18 protein-coding genes, 1 pseudogene and 1 riboswitch are annotated in these 17,262 nt (G+C 70.0%); of the genes and pseudogenes, 8 read left to right on the forward strand and 11 right to left on the reverse strand.

What is annotated here, in order from left to right; translation table 11 throughout:
• Positions 1–394 (reverse strand): precorrin-6y C5,15-methyltransferase (decarboxylating) subunit CbiE (cbiE, locus tag G3N96_RS32330; protein WP_206139714.1); only part of this gene is annotated, 394 nt, incomplete at its 3' end.
• Between the two features lie 141 nt (positions 395–535).
• A complete protein-coding gene (locus G3N96_RS32335; RefSeq protein ID WP_206139715.1) occupies positions 536–832 on the reverse strand; it encodes a hypothetical protein in 297 nt (98 codons plus the stop codon).
• A gap of 142 nt (positions 833–974) precedes the next feature.
• A riboswitch (cobalamin riboswitch) is annotated at positions 975–1,166 on the forward strand.
• Positions 1,167–1,272: 106 nt separating this feature from the next.
• On the opposite strand from G3N96_RS32335, the gene cobG reads away from it, so the two are divergent.
• From cobG to cobJ, 4 genes are read left to right on the forward strand one after another with little or no spacing between them, the layout of a single operon-like run.
• Positions 1,273–2,637: a precorrin-3B synthase gene (gene cobG / locus G3N96_RS32340; RefSeq protein ID WP_346778922.1), complete on the forward strand. Its 1,365-nt coding sequence runs from the start codon at positions 1,273–1,275 to the stop codon at positions 2,635–2,637.
• The gene (locus G3N96_RS32345; RefSeq protein ID WP_046545711.1) at positions 2,630–3,256 is read left to right on the forward strand and encodes a precorrin-8X methylmutase; all 627 of its coding nucleotides are present in this window, start codon (positions 2,630–2,632) and stop codon (positions 3,254–3,256) included. Before cobG ends, G3N96_RS32345 begins: the two co-directional genes overlap by 8 nt.
• Positions 3,253–3,987 carry a precorrin-2 C(20)-methyltransferase gene (locus G3N96_RS32350; RefSeq protein ID WP_124584357.1) on the forward strand — a complete coding sequence of 245 codons (735 nt, stop codon included), beginning with the start codon at positions 3,253–3,255 and terminating at the stop codon, positions 3,985–3,987. The genes G3N96_RS32345 and G3N96_RS32350 overlap by 4 nt, the downstream gene beginning before the upstream one ends.
• Positions 3,984–5,717, forward strand: a complete 1,734-nt coding sequence (cobJ, locus tag G3N96_RS32355; RefSeq protein WP_206139717.1) for a precorrin-3B C(17)-methyltransferase — start codon at positions 3,984–3,986, stop codon at positions 5,715–5,717. Before G3N96_RS32350 ends, cobJ begins: the two co-directional genes overlap by 4 nt.
• Positions 5,718–5,723: 6 nt before the next feature.
• Here the strand turns inward: cobJ and G3N96_RS32360 are convergent, their stop codons facing one another.
• Positions 5,724–6,932 (reverse strand): MFS transporter, encoded by a 1,209-nt coding sequence (locus tag G3N96_RS32360; protein ID WP_206139718.1) that lies wholly within the window; start codon positions 6,930–6,932, stop codon positions 5,724–5,726.
• A gap of 93 nt (positions 6,933–7,025) precedes the next feature.
• On the opposite strand from G3N96_RS32360, the gene G3N96_RS32365 reads away from it, so the two are divergent.
• Together G3N96_RS32365 and G3N96_RS32370 are read left to right on the forward strand one after the other, a co-directional pair.
• Positions 7,026–7,928 carry a LysR substrate-binding domain-containing protein gene (locus G3N96_RS32365; RefSeq protein WP_089472778.1) on the forward strand — a complete coding sequence of 301 codons (903 nt, stop codon included), beginning with the start codon at positions 7,026–7,028 and terminating at the stop codon, positions 7,926–7,928.
• 250 nt (positions 7,929–8,178) lie between these two features.
• A complete protein-coding gene (locus G3N96_RS32370; RefSeq protein WP_206139719.1) occupies positions 8,179–9,534 on the forward strand; it encodes a chitinase in 1,356 nt (451 codons plus the stop codon).
• A 115-nt stretch (positions 9,535–9,649) separates the two neighbouring features.
• Here the strand turns inward: G3N96_RS32370 and G3N96_RS32375 are convergent, their stop codons facing one another.
• From G3N96_RS32375 to G3N96_RS32390, 4 genes are all read right to left on the reverse strand, one after another.
• Complete coding sequence (locus tag G3N96_RS32375; protein WP_206139720.1) at positions 9,650–10,393, reverse strand: IclR family transcriptional regulator; 744 nt, start codon at positions 10,391–10,393, stop codon at positions 9,650–9,652.
• A gap of 60 nt (positions 10,394–10,453) precedes the next feature.
• Entirely contained in the window at positions 10,454–11,620 is a 1,167-nt protein-coding gene (locus tag G3N96_RS32380) for an acyl-CoA dehydrogenase family protein (protein ID WP_206139721.1), read from the reverse strand.
• A 146-nt stretch (positions 11,621–11,766) separates the two neighbouring features.
• Positions 11,767–13,068, reverse strand: coding sequence for a citrate:proton symporter (locus tag G3N96_RS32385; protein WP_206139722.1), 1,302 nt, complete (start codon positions 13,066–13,068; stop codon positions 11,767–11,769).
• Positions 13,069–13,174: 106 nt separating this feature from the next.
• Positions 13,175–14,353: a CoA transferase gene (locus G3N96_RS32390; protein WP_206139723.1), complete on the reverse strand. Its 1,179-nt coding sequence runs from the start codon at positions 14,351–14,353 to the stop codon at positions 13,175–13,177.
• A gap of 274 nt (positions 14,354–14,627) precedes the next feature.
• Here G3N96_RS32390 and G3N96_RS32395 point away from each other — a divergent pair, with 274 nt between their 5' ends.
• Both G3N96_RS32395 and G3N96_RS32400 read left to right on the forward strand, forming a co-directional pair.
• The gene (locus G3N96_RS32395; RefSeq protein ID WP_089494840.1) at positions 14,628–14,888 is read left to right on the forward strand and encodes a hypothetical protein; all 261 of its coding nucleotides are present in this window, start codon (positions 14,628–14,630) and stop codon (positions 14,886–14,888) included.
• Positions 14,889–15,037: 149 nt separating this feature from the next.
• Positions 15,038–15,460, forward strand: coding sequence for an NUDIX hydrolase (locus G3N96_RS32400; protein ID WP_124584373.1), 423 nt, complete (start codon positions 15,038–15,040; stop codon positions 15,458–15,460).
• 21 nt (positions 15,461–15,481) lie between these two features.
• Here G3N96_RS32400 and G3N96_RS32405 read toward each other — a convergent pair whose 3' ends face one another.
• The 4 genes and pseudogenes from G3N96_RS32405 to G3N96_RS39430 all read right to left on the reverse strand — a co-directional run.
• Positions 15,482–15,808 (reverse strand): low molecular weight protein tyrosine phosphatase family protein, encoded by a 327-nt coding sequence (locus tag G3N96_RS32405; protein ID WP_206139724.1) that lies wholly within the window; start codon positions 15,806–15,808, stop codon positions 15,482–15,484.
• A gap of 31 nt (positions 15,809–15,839) precedes the next feature.
• Positions 15,840–16,412: a DUF1993 domain-containing protein gene (locus tag G3N96_RS32410; protein WP_206139725.1), complete on the reverse strand. Its 573-nt coding sequence runs from the start codon at positions 16,410–16,412 to the stop codon at positions 15,840–15,842.
• A 174-nt stretch (positions 16,413–16,586) separates the two neighbouring features.
• The gene (locus G3N96_RS32415; protein ID WP_124584379.1) at positions 16,587–17,039 is read right to left on the reverse strand and encodes a YaiI/YqxD family protein; all 453 of its coding nucleotides are present in this window, start codon (positions 17,037–17,039) and stop codon (positions 16,587–16,589) included.
• A gap of 61 nt (positions 17,040–17,100) precedes the next feature.
• Positions 17,101–17,262 (reverse strand): annotated as a pseudogene (locus G3N96_RS39430) (magnesium chelatase); the annotation flags it as partial.

Below are 17,262 nucleotides of genomic sequence, written 5' to 3' on the forward strand. Positions count from 1 at the left end.
TCGTCGCCAGCGGGCGGCCGACGAGCGAAACCGCGCCGACATCCTGCAGCGCCCAGCCGAGGCGCGCGGCCGCGAGCGACAGCGACGACGGCGCGGGCAGGACGCGCCATTCGTCGGGGGAAAGCCGGCGCGCGAGCGTGGCGCCGACGCCGAACAGCATCGGGTCGCCGCTGGCGAGCACGCAGACGGGCGACGCGCGCCGCGCCAGCACGCCCGCGAGATCGAACGGCGACGGCCACGCCTCGCGCGCGGCCGGCAGCCGCGCGGGCAGCATGTCGAGATGCCGCTTCGCGCCGACGACGAGCGTCGCGTCGAGCAATGCGCGACGCGCACTGCGTCCGAGCCCCGCGTAACCGTCGTCGCCGATGCCCACTACCGTCAGCCACGCCGTCATGCACCCTTCCCCATCGTTCGATTCCCTACCGTGTGTTGCGATGCGCGGCGGCCGGGCTGCCGCGCGTTGATTCGTCGATGATCCCGATCCGCTCCCGCGCCGTGCGTGTCGCCCGCCCGCCGGTGCGATGCGGCCACGACGTCAGCCGAGCGGCACGCCGACGACGAACGTCAGCAAGGCCAGAACCATCCCGCCGATCGACGCGATCAGCAGCCAGCCGAGCAGCAGCCACATGAGCGAGCGTGCATCGGTTTTCCGGTACAGGAACGTGCCGCCCGCCGCGATCGGCACGCCGAGACCGGCGAGCCCGACATTCTTCGGCCACTCGGCCGATGGCGCAAGCGGGATCAGTATGCACGCGAGCAGCATCCAGGCCGGGATGGCCAGCAGGCCCAGCGCGATGCCCATGCCGAACAGCTCCGTCCTGCCGAGTTTCATCGCGGATGCCGGCGGTCGCCGGTCTAATGCCGAGCCGCCAATCGTACCATTTGCGAGATAGCGCCAAACCGGCTCCGACCGTGTTGCGACGCGGTTGCGGGCTATATCGGCAATCCCGGATCGTCTCGAAAATCGGGTATCCTACGGCCGTTCGTTCGCCGGTGCCCTTCGGGGCCGAAGAGGGAACACAGGGCGCACCATGCGCCGCTGTGGCTGCCCCCGCAACTGTAGACAGCGAGCCGATCTCCCCCTCATGCCACTGGTTCCACCGGGAAGGCCGGGAGCCGGCGCCGACCTGTCAGCCAGGAGACCTGCCGGCCAGAAAGTGCGTGCGTGCCAGTCGGCGTCGGGCGGGGTGTACCGATGCGTTGGCCGCGGCCCGACACTGTCCCGGTACCCCGTTGAGTTCCGCCCCCGTTTCGATTCCTGCGTCGCCCGTCGTGCGCCCGTCGGCCTGTCCGGGGCTCGTGCGCGTGGTCGCGGCCGCCGACGGCGGGCTGTGCCGGATCAAACTGCCGGGCGGCAGGCTCGACGTGCGTCAGGCACGTGCGATCGCCGCCGCCGCGCGCGCCTTCGGCTCCGGCGCGATCGACGCGACCAATCGCGCGAATCTCCAGCTGCGCGGCGTTCGCGACGGCGCGGCCGACGCGCTGACGCGTGCGTTGCTCGAAGCGGGTCTCGGCCCGCCCGTCGACGCCACCTCGAATGCAGACGCCGATGCAGCCGCGCTCGCCGCGAGCGACGACGTGCGCAACGTGCTGCTCAGCCCGCTCGCCGGCCACGACCCAGCCGCGCTCGTCGACAGCCGCGCGCTCGCCGCGCCGCTCTTCGACATGCTGGCGCGCGAGCCCCGCCGCGGCGAGCTGTCGCCGAAATTCTCGATCCAGCTCGACGGCGGCGAATCGGTTGCGGCGCTCGATCATCCTCACGACATCTGGCTGGCCGCGTGGCGTCGCGGCGACGGCGCGGTGCGCGTCGCGGCCGGGCTGGCCGGTTGTCCGCCGGTCGCGCACGATGCCCCACCCGCTTCTGTCGATGTCGCGCCCGATCAAGGCGTCACGCTGGTCCGCGCGCTGCTGCTCGCGTTCCTCGATCTCGCGCCGGCCGACGTCACGCGGATGCGCGCGCTGCTCGCAACATGCGGCGAACGCGCGCTGCTCGAACGCGCGCAGCACTACCTGCCCTTCCCGCTTGCTGCCGATCCGGCGCTTGCCGGCTGGCGTCGCACGTGCACCGACCCGACGCTGCGTTTCGGCGTGCGCCCGTCGCTCGATGCGACGCGCTGCAACGTCGGCGCGCAATTCGTGCTCGGCAGGCTCGATGCCACCCAACTGGAACGGCTCGCCGCGCTGGCCGAGACCGACGGCGACGGCACGCTGTCGATGACGCCATGGCAAGGCGTATTCCTGCATCGCGTATCGCGCGAACGCGCACCGGCCACGCTCGATGCGCTCGCGTCGCTCGGCCTCGTCCGCGCGTCGTCCGATCCGCTGGCGACGCTCGTCGCGTGCACCGGCAGCGCGGGCTGCGCGAAGGCGCGCGCCGACACGAAGCACGACGCCCTCGCGCTCGCCGCCCGCATCGGCCATGCAGTCGACGTGCATCTGACCGGCTGCGAACGCCACTGCGCGCTGCCGCATCCCGCGACGCACACGCTCGTCGCGGTTGCGCCCGCGCACTACGACCTTTACCGGCGCGACGCCGCCGCGGGCCTCGGCGCCCCGCTCGCGCGCCATCTGACGATTGACCAGGCCGCGGCCCGACTGACGGGCGCGCGGCACAGCCAGGACACCACCGATGCTTGACTACATTCGCGACGGGCAGGAAATCTACCGCCAGTCGTTCGCGACGATCCGCGCCGAGGCCGACCTGTCGCAGGTTCCGCCCGACCTCGAGAAACTCGCGGTGCGCGTGATCCATGCGTGCGGGATGGTCGACGTCGTCTACGACTTGCGTTTCTCGGCCGGCGCCGGCACGGCGGGCCGCACGGCGCTCGCCGCCGGCGCGCCGATCCTGTGCGATGCGCGGATGGTCGCCGAAGGCATTACGCGTGCGCGCCTGCCTGCCGACAACCGCGTGATCTGCACGCTCGGCGAGCCCGAGGTGCCCGATCTCGCGCGGCATCTCGGCAACACGCGTTCGGCCGCCGCGCTCGAGCTGTGGCGCCCGCATCTCGCGGGCAGCGTCGTCGTGATCGGCAATGCGCCGACCGCGCTGTTCCACCTGCTCGACATGATCGACGCCGGCGCGCCGCGCCCCGCATTGATCCTCGGTTTCCCGGTGGGCTTCATCGGCGCGGCCGAATCGAAGGCGCTGCTCGACGCCGACAGCCGCGGCGTGCCGTACGTCGCCCTGCTCGGCCGGCGCGGCGGCAGCGCGATGGCGGCGGCGGCGGTCAACGCACTCGCGACGGAGGTCGAATGACGACCGCGCGCGGACGCCTGTTCGGGGTCGGTGTCGGCCCCGGCGATCCCGAACTGATGACGATCAAGGCGCTGCGCGTGCTGCAGGCCGCGCCCGTGGTCGCGTATTTCGTCGCGAAGGGCAAGAAAGGCAATGCGTACGGCATCGTCGAAGCGCACCTCCAGGACGCGCAGACGCAACTGCCGCTCGTCTATCCGGTGACGACCGAGGCCTTGCCGCCGCCGCTGTGCTACGAGACGGTGATCGCCGACTTCTACGACACGGCCGCCGAGATCGTTGCCGCGCACCTCGACGCGGGGCGCGACGTCGCGGTGATCTGCGAAGGCGATCCGTTCTTCTACGGCTCGTACATGTACCTGCACGACCGCCTCGCGCCGCGCTACGACACCGAGGTGATTCCCGGCGTGTGCGCGATGCTCGGGGGCACCGCGGTGCTCGGCCAACCGCTCGTCTATCGCAACCAGAGCCTGTCGGTGCTGTCGGGCGTGCTGCCCGAGCACGAACTGCGCGAACGGCTCGCGCGGGCCGACGCGGCCGTCGTGATGAAGCTCGGCCGCAATTTCGACAAGGTGCGGCGCGTGCTCGACGAGCTGGGGCTCGCGAAGCGTGCGCGGTATGTCGAGCGCGCGACGATGGCGAGCCAGCGCATCGTGCCGCTCGACGAAGTCGACCCGATGGCGTCGCCGTATTTCTCGCTGCTCGTCGTGCCGGGGGAAAAATGGCAAGGATGACGACTCCACCCGCGATCGTGATTCTCGGCGCGGGCGCGCTCGATACCGCGCGGCGCATCCAGGCGCGCTATCCGGGCGCGCGCGTGCATGGCCTCGCATCGCGCGTCGCGGCCGACGTGCCGTTCGACGATCTCGGCGCGCATCTGCGGGAACTCTATGCGCGCGGCCTGCCGATCGTCGCGCTGTGCGCGGCCGGCATCGTGATCCGCTGCCTTGCCGCCTCGCTCGCCGACAAGGGCGTCGAGCCGCCGGTGCTCGCGGTGGCGGAAGACGGCTCGGCGGTCGTGCCGCTGCTCGGCGGGCTCACGGGTGTCAACGTGATCGCGCGAGAGATTGCCGCATGCGTCGGCGTTGCGCCGGCGATCACGACGAGCGGCGAACTGCGTTTCGGCGCGTGCGTGCTCAATCCGCCGGAAGGCTATGCGCTCGCCGATCTCGGCCAGGGCAAGCGCTTCGTGTCCGATCTGCTCGCGGGCGCGTCGACGCGCATCGACGGCGCGGCGCCGTGGCTCGACGATGTCGCGCTGCCGCGCGACGAAGCCGCCGCGCATGCGATCCGCGTGACCCCCGACGCATGGCGCGGTACGCGCGACGAACTCGTGATTCATCCGCGCAGCGTGGTGGTCGGCGTCGATGCGCAGGCTATCCACGCGGATGAAGCGCTTGCCGCACGCATTGAGGCCGTACTCGATTCGCAAGGTCTCGCACGACTGGCGCTCGCGGCCATCGTTGCACCCGCATCGGCAATCGGTGATGCCGTGCTGGAAGAGGCGGCGCACACGCTCGACGTGCCGCTGCGCTTCGTTGATGCCGATACCGATACCGATACCGACGGCGACGCTGACGCGACAGATGCTGCGGCCACCCTGCTCGGCCGCGCGTTGCGCGTCGCGCACGCGCTGCGCGCCACGACGAACGGCATCGCATGCGCGGTCGCGTCGCATCCGGTCGATCCCGCCACGCTCGGCCATGCACGCGGCCGGCTGACGGTGCTCGGTCTCGGCCCGGGCGGTGCTGAATGGCTCACGCCGGCCGCGCGCGCCGCGCTCGCGGACGCGACCGACATCCTCGGCTACACGACCTACGTGAACATGGCCGGCCCGTTCCGCGACGACCAGCGCATGCACGGCACCGACAATCGCGAGGAGATGCAGCGCGCACGCCATGCATTCGAACTCGCGGCCGAAGGCCGGCGCGTCGCGGTCGTGTCGTCGGGCGACCCGGGCGTGTTCGCGATGGCCGCGGCCGTGCTCGAAGCGCTCGATGAAGCGCGCGATCCGCACTGGGCCGCGGTCGACCTGCGCGTGGAACCCGGCATCTCGGCGTCGCTCGCGACGGCCGCGCAGGCCGGTGCGCCGCTCGGTCACGACTTCTGCGCGATTTCGCTGTCGGACAACCTGAAGCCGTGGGACGTGATCGAGACGCGCCTGCGGCACGCGGCGCGGGCCGATCTGGTGATGGCGTTCTACAACCCGATCTCGCGTGCACGGCCGTGGCAGCTCGATCGTGCGCTCGATGCCGTGCGCGAACACCGCAGCGCCGAGACGGTGGTCGTGCTCGGCCGCGACATCGGCCGGCCGGGCGCGACGCTCACGACGACGACGCTCGGCGCACTGCGCAGCGATCAGGTCGACATGCGCACGATGGTGATCGTCGGCTCGTCGACGACGCGCCGTTTCGCGATCGGCAATGCACGCGAGTGGGTCTATACGCCGCGCTGGTATCGCTGAAGCCGGTCAGCGCGACGGTGTGACGCCGCGTGCGTCGGCCTGCGCGGGGCCGGCTGTGCCGTCGGCATGCCAGAACCGGTACACGAGCACGCCGACGATGGCCTGCGCCGCGACCACGAACGCGACGCAGCCGGCCCATCCCCACCGATGCCAGCCGGGCACCGGCAGGATCGAGCCGAGGCTGCCGCCGAAGTAATAGCAGGACAGGTAGATGCCGATCGCCGTCGAGCGCGCGCTCGACGCCGCCTGCGAGATGAACGTGTTGGCCGACGCCTGTTCGACGAACACGGCGGTCGAGCTGAGCGCGAGGCCGGCCAGGATCACCGGCACGTGGTCGGACAGCGTGAGCAGCGCCCCGCCGATTGCGAGCGCGGCCGCGGCAAGCCCCGGCGCGCGCGGGCCGCGATGCCGCGCGAGGCGTCCTGCCAGCGGGGTCACGACCACCGCCACCAGAAACACCGCGTAGATCGCGCCGATCCCGACCGTGCCGAAGTTGAACGGCGCGCGGGCCAGGCGCAGGCCGACGAACGTGAACGTCGCGACCTGCGACGCGAGCACGCATGCACCGATCGCGAACGATGCAAGCAGCGGGCCGCGCGTGACGATGCGCCAGGACGGCCCCGCACCGGTGTCCACATCGTGCTCGACGCGCCGCGCGATCGCGCCGGAAGCCGGCAGGCTCGTGTAGATCGCGACGCCCGTGACGAGACACAGCGCCGCGACGACGTCGAGCGCATGCCGCCAGCCCCAGATCGACGTCATCAGGTTGGTCGCGAAGCGGCCGGCGAAGCCGCCGAGCGTCGTGCCGGCGACGAACAGCGCGCTGATCTCGGCCGACGTGCCGCGATCGAAGCGCTCGGCGATATACGCGATCGACAGCGCGAAAATGAACGGCATGACGAGACCGGCCGCAAAGCGCGCGCCGAGGAACGACGCGAAACCGCCCGCATGCGCGGACCACACGACCGGCAGCGCGACGGCCACCGCCGCGAGCGAGATCGCGACGCGCCGCTCGATGCGCGCGGCCAGCACGCCGACGAACGGCGCGATAATGGCGACGGCCGTCGTGGTGGCGCTTACGCCCTGCCCCGCGCGCTCCGCGCTGACACCGAAGGTGGCCGCGAGTTCGTGCAGGATGCCCTGCGTCGAATACAGATTGAGAAACGCGGCGAAGCCGCAGAGAAAGAACGCGATGCGCGTGGTCCTGTCGTTCATCGGAGCGGCCTGGTGTCGATACCGACAGTCTGACGAGCGCGCCGCGTGCACGCCAATACCGTTTTCATCGCGATTGATACCGGAACGACAACAATGCTCGACCTGCGCCGCCTCCGCTATTTCGTGGTCGTCGCCGACGAACTGCACTTCGGCCGCGCGGCGTTGCGCCTGCGGGTCGCGCAGCCGCCGCTGACGCGTCATATCGCCGCACTCGAAAGCGAGCTCGGCGTCCGGCTGTTCGAGCGTTCGACGCGTGCGGTGCGGCTGACGCCGGAAGGCGCCGCGTTCCTCGACCATGCGCGCCACGTCGTCAGCGCGGCCGCCGAGGCCGAGGCGAGCGCGCGCAAGATCGCGCAGGGCATCGCCGGGCGGATCGTGATCGGCTATGCGAGTTCGATTCCGATGTCCGACACGTTCCCGGACGTGATCCGCGTCGCGAGCCGGACGATGCCCGACGTCGAGCTGGCGTTCCGCGAGGCGGCGACCGCGAGCCAGCGCCAGCAGATCGCGGACGGCACGATGGACATCGGTTTCGGCTGGGCGTGGCACGGTGCGCCGGGCGTGCCGGTGGCATCGCTCGTCGTGTCGCGCGAACCGCTCGTCGCGGCCGTGCCGGCCGGCGATCCGCTCGCGAGCCGTGCGAGCGTCGACGTCGCGGCGCTTGCGCACGCAACCTTCGTCACCTTTCCGCCCGGTTACGGCTCGGCATTGACCGCGGCACTGGACGACCTGTGCGCGCAAGCCGGATTCACGCCGCGGATCGGCGCGACCGCCGCACAAATCACGACGCTCGTGTCGCTGGTGGCCGCCGAGCGCGGCATCGCGATCGTGCCGGGCTTCACGGCCACGCTGCAGCGTCCGGGCGTCGTCTACGTGCCGCTTGCCGGCACGCGCGCGGTCGAGCAGATCGTGTCGTGGAACGAGCCGTTCGCATCGGCGTGCGTCGAGCGCTTCGTCGCACTGGCGCGCTCGCTCGTGCAGCCGCCATCGGCTTGAAGCACGGCGAGCAATACGCGTCGGGCCTCACCCGGTCGATCGGAAAAATCACCCGCGTCACGCATGCCGGAACTGTGTCGAATCGGCAAGATCGTTACGTATCGGGAATCAAATAACAAAAAGAACTCCTGACCATTCACTATTCGACGCGAATCCTCCAAGATGGGCACGCCGTCGGCCGGGCATGCCCGGTCGCCCGACCGGCGGCGATACGCGGGCCAGCGTATCCCTCTTCCACTTGGAGAACACAATGAACAACAATGTGTTGCCGCGTTTCATCCCGCGCGCACTTGCAGCGGGTTGCCTGCTTGCCGTGGCGAGCGTGTCCCAGGGCGCCGGCGTCTATGCGCCCTATGTCGATGTGACGCTCTATCCGACACCGCTCGTCGACCAGATCGGCGTCCGGCAAGGCATCCAGCAGTTCACGCTCGCGTTCGTGGTCGCGGGCAACGGCTGTGTGCCGTCGTGGGGCGGCGTACAGCCGATCGGCAACGGCGCGAGCGGCGGCCTGCTGACCGCGCTGTCGACGTCGATCGCGAGCTATCGCGCGAAAGGCGGCGAAGTCGCCGTGTCGTTCGGCGGTGCGAACGGCACGCCGCTGATGCAGGCGTGCTCGACGGTCCCCGCGCTGGCGAGCGCGTACCAGACCGTGATCGACACGTACGGCCTCACGCACATCGACTTCGACATCGAAGGTGCGTCGCAAACGGACACGGCCGCGGTCGCACGCAACTTCCAGGCGGTCACGCAGCTGCAGGCGAGCTATGCGGTGAAAGGCAAGCCGCTGCACGTCACGCTGACGCTGCCGACGATGCCGACCGGGCTCACGCAGGACGGCCTGAACGTCGTCAATGCGGCGATCTCGAACAAGACCGCGTTCGATGCGGTGAACGTGATGGCGATGGACTACGGCCCAGCGAACCTCGACATGGGCGCGGCCGCGATCAGTGCCGCGCAGGCGCTCTATTCGCAGCTCGATACGGCCTTCAAGTCGGCCGGCCAGCCGAAGACGAATGCGCAGCTCTGGCAGATGGTCGGCGTCACGCCGATGATCGGCGTGAACGACGTGCAAGGCGAAACCTTCACGCTCGCGAATGCGCAAAGCGTGCTGAACGCGGCGGTCGGCAACGGCTACGGCTTCTTCGGCAACTGGTCGGTCGGCCGCGATCAGGCGTGCCCGTCGGGCGGCACGTATGCGTCGCCGACCTGCTCGGGCGTCGCGCAGCAGCCGTATGCGTTCGCGACGATCTTCAAGCAGCTCGGCGGCAAGTGGGGTGCAGGCGTCACGCAGGATCCGAACTACGGCGGCGGCTCGAACGGCGGCACGCCGCAGCCGGGCGCGCCCTGGGCAGCCGGCCAGGTCTATACGGCCGGCGCGACGGTCACCTACCAGGGCACGACGTACCAGGCGCAATGGTGGACGCAGGGCGACGTGCCCGGCCAGGCCGCCGTGTGGAAGGCGGTCGGCGGCGGCACCGCCACGTGGTCGGCCACCACCGCGTATTCAGGCGGCACCTGCGTGATGTACCAGGGCGCGAAATACTGCGCGAAATGGTGGACGCAAGGCGACAACCCGAGTGCGGGCGGCGTGTGGGTGAAGTCGTGATGCGGCGTGGCGGCCGGCGCTAGGCGCGCGGCCTGCGCATCCGGGGCCGTTCACGGCGATCGCCCTACGGGATCGCCGGCGGACGGCCCGCTGGGCGGCCGCGCCCTGCCCGTTTTCAGCCGCGCGCGTGCTCGGCCAGCAGCGTGGCCTTCGCGTCGACGAGCAGCGCCGCATGCCGCTCGCGATGCTGGCGAATCCGCTCGGTCGGCCCGACCACCGACAGCCCGTACCAGTCGCCGTCGAGCGTCAGCGCGACCGCAATGGCCGACAGCTCGGGCGCGCTCTCGCCGAAGTTCTCGGTCCAGCCGAGTTCGCGAAACCGGGCGGTTTGCGCGACGAGCGCGGGTAGATCCGCCACCGTCGCATCGGTGAAGCGCTCGAACGGCAACTGCGCGCCGAGCGCGTGCTGCGCGTCGCCGGCCAGTTCCGCGAAAATCGCCTTGCCGATCGAGTTCGCATGCAGCGGGCGCAGTTCGCCCGGCGCGCGTGTGTAGCGGATCGCCTGCTCCGACTCGACGACGTCGAGATACGTGACCGACACACCCTGGATCTTGCCGAGCACGGCCGTCTCGCGGCTCGCGTCGCGCAGCGCGACGAGATGCGGATGGACGATGTCGACGACCGGGTCGGTCGCGTCGATCGCGGCGGCGAGCGTCTGCAGGCGGCGTGTCGGATAGTAGCCGCCGCGCTTGCGCACTTCGTACAGGTAGCCGCGGCTCACGAGCGTGCGCGCCATCGCGAGGCAGCTCGACGCCGGCACATTGAGCAGGCGCGCGAGTTCGGTGAGCGGCAGCGGCCGCCGTTCGGCGGCGAACAGCTCGAACAGGTCGAGCGTGCGGGCAACGAGTTTGACGTCCATGACGAGTGCTTGAATCGGAACGGGAAATCGCGCACCGGGCCGGCTGCCGGGTCGGACCGGTCAGTACGACTTCGGCAGCCCGAGCACCTTCTCCGCGATGTAGCACAGGATCAGTTGCGGACTCACGGGCGCGAGCCTCGGAATCATACACTCGCGCAGGTAGCGCTCGACATGGTATTCCTTCGCATAGCCCATCCCGCCGTGCGTCGCGACCGCCGTCTGGCAGGCCTGGAACGCGGCTTCCGCGCCGAGGTATTTCGCGGCGTTGGCCTCCGCGCCGCACGACTGCCCCGCGTCGTAGCGTGTCGCTGCCTTCATCACCATCAGCCACGCGGCCTCGAGCTGCATCCACGCCTGCGCGAGCGGATGCTGGATCGACTGGTTCTGCCCGATCGGCCGGCCGAACACGACGCGCTCGCACGCATACTGCGTCGCGCGGCGCAGCGCGGCCTGCCCGAGCCCGATCGCCTCCGCGGCGATCAGGATCCGTTCGGGATTCAGCCCGTGCAGCAGGTAGCGGAAGCCGTCGCCTTCGTTGCCGATCAGGTCGCCCTCCGGCACACGCAGGTCGTCGATGAACAGCATGTTCGAATCGACCGCCTTGCGGCCCATCTTCTCGATCTCGCGCACCTCGACGCGCGAGCGGTCAAGGTCGGTGTAGAACAGGCTCAGCCCGTCGGTCGGCTTCGCGGCCTGGTCGAGCGGTGTCGTGCGCGCGATGATCAGCATCTTGTTCGCGACTTGCGCGGTCGAGATCCAGATCTTGCGCCCGCTCAGCACGTAATGGTCGCCGTCGCGGCGGGCCTGCGTGCTCAGGTGCGTGGTGTCGAGGCCCGCATCGGGTTCCGTCACCGCGAAGCACGCCTTGTCGCGCCCGGCGATCAGCGGCGGCAGGAAGCGCGCCTTCTGCGCGTCGGTGCCGAACACCTGCACCGGATTCAGCCCGAAGATGTTCATGTGGACGGCCGACGCGCCGGACAGGCCGGCGCCCGACGTGCTGATCGTGCGCATCATCAGCGCGGCCTCGGTCATGCCGAGCCCGGCGCCGCCATGGGCCGGGTCCATCGCGATGCCGAGCCAGCCGGCCTCGGCGAGCGCCGCGTGGAAGTCGGCCGGAAACCCGCCCGCGCGATCGCGTTCGAGCCAGTAGTCGTCGCCGAAGCGTGCACAGATTTTCTCGATCGCGCTTTCGATCGCGCGCTGGTCATCGGTCAGGTCGAACTGCATGGCATGCACTCCTGGAAAAGGCCAAGCGGCTACGCCGCTTTCAAGAAGGAAAACGCCCGGCGGCGTCGAGGCTTCCGCTTCGAAGAACTTCCCGTTGCAGGATGGCCCTCTCGGCGCGTTGATACCAAGCGGCCGGTCTCGGGCGCTCACAACGGAAACACGCCCACGATCACCGCGGCGAACACCATCAGCACGGTGGCGGCGAACAGGAACGGAATCGTGAATTTCTGGTGCTCGGCGAGCTCGACGCCGGTCAGGCCGACGATCAGGAACGTCGCGGGCGTGAGCGGGCTGACCGGAAAGCCCGTCGTCATCTGGCCGAGCAGCGCGGCCTGCGCCATCTGGATCGGCGGCACGCCGAGCAGCTTCGCGCTTTCCGCGAGCACCGGCAGCACGCCGAAGTAGAACGAATCGGGGTCGAACAGCAGGCTGAGCGGCATCGACAGCAGCCCGAGCACGAACGGCATGTGGCGCGCATGCTCGACCGGCACGTGCGCGACGACCACGTCCGCCATCGCCTTCAGCATGCCCGTGCCGGACATGATGCCGGTGAACGCGCCGGCCGCGAGCAGCACGCTCGCCATCATCAGCGCGGCCTTGGCATGCGCGTCGATCCGCTCGCGCTGGGCCTGCACGTCCGGGTAGTTGATCACGAGCGCGGCGACCGTGCCGAGCATGAACATCACCATCGGGTCGACGATGCCCGCCACGAGCGTGACGAGCACGACGAGCGTCAGCGCGAGATTGATCCGGAAGCGTTCCGGCCGGCGCAATGCGCGCTCGGCGTCGGTCAGCGCGCGCGGCGTGATCGCGAGCGACGCCGCGCCGGCACGATCGAGCCCGAGCCGCTTCGCCTCGCGCACGCCGAGCACGTAGGCGGTGCCGAACACGAATACCAGCCCGACGATCTGCACCGGAATCATCGGCATGAAGATCGCGGAGCCGGGAAGGTGCAGCGCCGCCGATGCGCGCAGCATCGGCCCGACCCACGGCAGGAAATTGACGCCGGCCGCCATCGACGCGACGCACGCGAGGATGCGGCGATCCATCCCGAGCCGCGTATAGAGCGGCATCATCGCGGGCAGCGTGACGAGAAACGTGACGGCGCCCGAGCCGTCGAGATGGATCAGCAGCGCGAGCAGCGCCGAGCCCATCACGATACGCGGCGGATGGCAGCCGATCACGCGCAGCACGCCTGCGATGATCGGATCGAGCATCCCGGCATCGGTGAGGATTCCGAAAAAAAGAATCGCAAAAACGAACATTCCGGCGATCGGGCCGATGTTCTGTACGCCGTGCACGATGAACTTGCCGGTCGCGAGCCCGAACCCGGCCGCGAGCGACGCGGCCACCGGCACGACGATCAGCGCGACGAGCGGCGACAGCCGCTTCGTGATGATCAGGCCGAACAGCGCGACGATGGCGATCGCGCCGATCCATGCAAGCATGATGCGTCTCCTCTTCAGCCGGTGCGCGCGTCGTCGCCCGGCGTGGTGTTCGAGTGGCCGTGCGGCGCCGTCGGGCGCGCGGCACGGCCGGCGGCCGCGATGCGGGTCAGTCCCGGTGCGTGTCGTGGGCGCGGTCGTCAGCGTTGGCCGCGGCGTCGGCGAACACCTGCGCCGCGTGTTCGTTCAGCGCGGGCGGCGGCCGACGGTACGTGGCCGGCGTGCGGCCGAGCTTGATCGGCGACGCGATGCCGCGATGCCGGCCCAGCTCGACCTTCATCCGCCGATGCGCGACATGCGGGTGGTCGAGCGCCGCATCGAGCCCGAGCACCGGCGCGCACGGCACGCCGCGGCGCATCAGTTGCTCGGCGAGCGCCGCGCCGTCGTGTCCGGCCAGCGCCGTTTCGAGCAGCGTGCGCAGCGCGGCGCGGTTCGCGCTGCGCGCGCGGTTGTCCGCGAAACGCGGATCGTCGAGCCAGTCGCGCGTGCCGAGCACGTCGCACAGCCCCGCGAACTGCCCGTTGTTGCCGACCGCCAGGAAGATGTCGACGCTCGCCGTCGGAAAGCTGTCGTACGGCGTGATGTTCGGATGTGCGTTGCCGGTGCGCACGGGTGCTTTTCCAGAATGGAAGAAGTTCGGCGTATGCGGATGCAGGATCGACAGCGCGCAGTCGAACAGCGTCGATTCGACGAACTGGCCGCGGCCGCTCGTGTCGCGCTCGCGCAGCGCCATCAGCACGCCGAGCGCCGCGTTCAGCCCGGTGACGAGATCGACGATCGGCACGCCGACCCGCAGCGGCGCGCCGCCGGCCTCGCCATTGACGCTCATCAGCCCCGCAAGCGCCTGCACGGCCGCGTCGTAGCCGGGCAGCCCGCCGAGCGGGCCGTCCGCGCCGAAGCCCGACACGCGGCAATGGACGAGGCGCGGAAACCGCGCATGCAGCGCGTCGAAGCCGAGCCCCCAGCGCTCCATCGTGCCGATCTTGAAGTTCTCGACGATCGCGTCCGCGTGGTCGAGCAGGCCGAGCAGCCGCTCGCGGTCGGCCGGCTGCGTCAGGTCGAGCGCGATACCGAGCTTGTTGCGGTTCACGCCGAGGAAGTACGACGCGGTATCGCCGTCGAACGGCGGGCCCCAGGTGCGCGTCTCGTCGCCGGACGGCGGTTCGACCTTGATCACTTCCGCGCCGTGGTCGGCCAGGATCTGCGTCGCATACGGGCCACCCAGCACCCGCGACAGATCGATGATGCGCAATCCCGCCAGCGCGCCCTGCTGCTCGTGTTCCGCCATGCGTCCCGCTCCTGGTTCCGGTTGATCGGACGGCCGGTCCCGGCAGCCCGGCGCGTGAGCGCGAGCTTCCGGATTCGGCCAATAATTCTTGTGTGTGAATTTATATTCACATTCAGGAAATTCGTTGTCAAGCCCGGCGGCACCCTGACGCGAAGCGGAAGACCCCGCCGTGCGCAAGTCGGGGCGACACCGAACACGGGCCGGTTGCGGTGGCATCCCGCCTTTGGCTAAGCTGGCGGGCAATCTTCATCTCAAAAAATCGGACGGATCATTCATGAAACGGATGCTGCTGGCGGCCTTCATGCTGGCGTCGACGCTGGGCGTCGGACATGCGCAAACCCAGACGTTCCACTTCGGCGAAGGACAGACCGGGATGCCGGGTGGCGCGCCGCAGTCGGCGTCGCCGACCGCCCGGCCCGCGCCCGCGCGTCGGCACGTCACGCCGCCGCCGTCCCACCATCGGCGTGCCGTTCACAAGCGTCGCCAGTCGCGCCACGCGAAGCCCACGCGCAGCGGGATCTATACGCACGCATGACCCGGCGGTGGTCCCGCGCAGGCATGCATGGAACTGTCATGAACGGCGGCTAAGATCGGTGCGGCTGCCTGTACGCCGTTGCGGCTGCCGCCGGGTCACGCGCCGTCGACACGCATTTTCTCCACGATTCAGCACCTGCTTTACCGACCATGAGTACCGGGCTGGACACTCTCGCCGTCATCAAGGAACGCGCCACGATCGTGTGCCGTCAGCGCAGCAGCGTGCTGCTGGTCGCCCGCACCGCGTCGCGCTGGTCGCTGCCGGGCGGCACGATCCGGCGCGGCGAGACGCCGCTCGATGCGGCACTGCGGGAGCTTGCCGAGGAAACGCGGCTGGAGGGGCTCGCGCTCGACTACGCGGTGCAGTTCGGCGGGCTGACGAAGCTCCATCACGTGTTCGTGGCCGACGTGCCGGCGCACCTGACGCCGCGCGCGAGCAACGAGATCGCCCGCTGCAAGTGGTTCACCGTCGACCGGCTCGACACGCTGCATGCGAGCGTGCCGACGCGCAAGATCATCGAGCTGCTGCGTCTCGACTGCTTCTCGGCGATCGCGAACGGCCGGCTGCGCTGACGTCCCCATCACCCGCGCCGGTCATGCGCGCAGCAACGGGCCGGCCTTGCGTTCGAGCAACGTGACAAGTTCCGGCTGCATGTAGGCGTACCGGTCGGGAATATCGAGGCACACGATCTTCTTGTCCCGCAGATGCGCACCGAATTGCGCTGCCAGCCGCGCCTTGTGCGCCCGTTCCATCACGAATACGACATCGGCCCAGTCGAGCTGCTCGGCGGACACGTGCGTGTCCGCATCCGGCGCGAGGCCCGCGGAGTCGGTTTCGACGCCAGGCCATGCGGCGAACACCGCTTCGGCCGTCGGGCTGCGCAGCCGGTTGCGGCTGCAGATGAAGAGCGCCCGCGTCATGTCGCTTCGCGGTTGCCCGGCGCCTGCCCGCTCAACCTTGCGGAATCGTGCCCGGCCGGACGTACGCGAGCATGTGCGGCACGTAGTCGGCCTTGCCGAGTTCGACGCCGTGGTGACGCAGGATCGCGTACGCGGTGATCGCGTGGAAGTAGAACTGCGGCAGCGCCCAGTCACGCGCGTACTGTTCGCCCGTCATGTCGAACGCAATTCCGTTCGGCATCTCGAGCGCGATCGGCCGCGCGGCAGCGCCGTCGAGCGCATCCGGCGCGAGGTCGCCGAGAAACGTGAGCGTGCCGGCGATGATCGCCTGCGCATCGGCGAGCGTGCCGGGCTGCGCATCCGCATGCCACCCTGCCTCGCGCAATGCGAGCAGCGCGGCCGGCAGCGGTTCGCCGCGCAGCCGGTGGACGGGCTCCATCGCCTGGAAGCACGAGAAGCGCACCTGCGCCGCGAGCGGATACATGTCGGGCGCCAGCTTCAGCGACATCGCCGCGTCGGGCGCGTCGCCCGCGGCCTGGCGGTGTGCGGCAGCCTTGTCGAGCCACGCGGACTGCGCGCGCAGCATCTGGGTGAAGGTCGGAACGAGAAGTTGAGTCGGTGACACGCGTGCGCTCCTATGCTGTGTTGTGGTTTGCGCCACGATAGCAGCGTAGGGACAAACCTGCATCCTCGCAGGGGCAACGAGCACGATTGAACGCGGATTCGGTGATGCAGCGCATGGCGCGCAGGTGTCGCCCCACGCAGGGCGATCACGACGCGCGGCCGCCGCGACACAACCTCAAGGCTTGCCCTGTCGCGCCAGGAACCGGTCGAACTGCGCGGCGAACGCCTTGCCGTCGCGTGCGCTGAACGGCGCCGGCCCGCCCGTGTCGATCCCCGCGCTGCGCAACTGATCCATCATCGCGCGCGTCGACAGGCGTTCCTCGATGTTCTCGCGGCTGAACCAGTTGCCGCGCGGGTCGAGCGCATGCGCGCCCTTGTCGAGCACGGCGGCGGCCAGCGGAATGTCGGCGGTGATCACGAGGTCGCCCGCTTCCGCCAGCTCGACGATGCGCGCATCGGCCACGTCGAAACCGGCCGGCACCTGCACCGCCTTGATGAACGGCGACGGCGGCGTACGCAGAAACTGGTTCGCGACCAGCGTCACGCAGATTTCTGCACGACGCGCGGCGCGAAACAGCATGTCCTTGATGACGGCGGGACACGCGTCGGCATCGACCAGTACTTGCATGGCGGGTTGTTCCAATGGGTTGAAGCAGAAGCGGCGATCATAGCGCACCGCCGGCCGGCCCTCAGCCGGCGCGGCCCGTGCACAGCGCGTCGGCCGTCACCCACCGTGCGCCCCACGCGTCGGCCAGCCGCGCGCCCTGCCCGATCCGGACGGCCGCGTCGTCGAAGTCGACGAACACGACGTGATCGGCCGCCGCGGGTTTCGCGGGCGTCTCGCGCGTGCG

The sequence above is a fragment of the Burkholderia sp. Se-20373 genome (assembly GCF_017104705.1).
In the GTDB taxonomy this organism is placed as follows: domain Bacteria; phylum Pseudomonadota; class Gammaproteobacteria; order Burkholderiales; family Burkholderiaceae; genus Burkholderia.

What these genes read in the sequence shown, in the direction of transcription:
- G3N96_RS32335 (WP_206139715.1), bottom strand. Translation starts at nt 832, where the DNA reads ATGAAACTCGGCAGGACGGAGCTGTTCGGCATGGGCATCGCGCTGGGC.
- G3N96_RS32345 (WP_046545711.1), top strand. Translation starts at nt 2,630, where the DNA reads ATGCTTGACTACATTCGCGACGGGCAGGAAATCTACCGCCAGTCGTTC.
- G3N96_RS32350 (WP_124584357.1), top strand. Translation starts at nt 3,253, where the DNA reads ATGACGACCGCGCGCGGACGCCTGTTCGGGGTCGGTGTCGGCCCCGGC.
- cobJ (WP_206139717.1), top strand. Translation starts at nt 3,984, where the DNA reads ATGACGACTCCACCCGCGATCGTGATTCTCGGCGCGGGCGCGCTCGAT.
- G3N96_RS32360 (WP_206139718.1), bottom strand. Translation starts at nt 6,932, where the DNA reads ATGAACGACAGGACCACGCGCATCGCGTTCTTTCTCTGCGGCTTCGCC.
- G3N96_RS32365 (WP_089472778.1), top strand. Translation starts at nt 7,026, where the DNA reads ATGCTCGACCTGCGCCGCCTCCGCTATTTCGTGGTCGTCGCCGACGAA.
- G3N96_RS32370 (WP_206139719.1), top strand. Translation starts at nt 8,179, where the DNA reads ATGAACAACAATGTGTTGCCGCGTTTCATCCCGCGCGCACTTGCAGCG.
- G3N96_RS32375 (WP_206139720.1), bottom strand. Translation starts at nt 10,393, where the DNA reads ATGGACGTCAAACTCGTTGCCCGCACGCTCGACCTGTTCGAGCTGTTC.
- G3N96_RS32380 (WP_206139721.1), bottom strand. Translation starts at nt 11,620, where the DNA reads ATGCAGTTCGACCTGACCGATGACCAGCGCGCGATCGAAAGCGCGATC.
- G3N96_RS32385 (WP_206139722.1), bottom strand. Translation starts at nt 13,068, where the DNA reads ATGCTTGCATGGATCGGCGCGATCGCCATCGTCGCGCTGTTCGGCCTG.
- G3N96_RS32390 (WP_206139723.1), bottom strand. Translation starts at nt 14,353, where the DNA reads ATGGCGGAACACGAGCAGCAGGGCGCGCTGGCGGGATTGCGCATCATC.
- G3N96_RS32395 (WP_089494840.1), top strand. Translation starts at nt 14,628, where the DNA reads ATGAAACGGATGCTGCTGGCGGCCTTCATGCTGGCGTCGACGCTGGGC.
- G3N96_RS32400 (WP_124584373.1), top strand. Translation starts at nt 15,038, where the DNA reads ATGAGTACCGGGCTGGACACTCTCGCCGTCATCAAGGAACGCGCCACG.
- G3N96_RS32405 (WP_206139724.1), bottom strand. Translation starts at nt 15,808, where the DNA reads ATGACGCGGGCGCTCTTCATCTGCAGCCGCAACCGGCTGCGCAGCCCG.
- G3N96_RS32415 (WP_124584379.1), bottom strand. Translation starts at nt 17,039, where the DNA reads ATGCAAGTACTGGTCGATGCCGACGCGTGTCCCGCCGTCATCAAGGAC.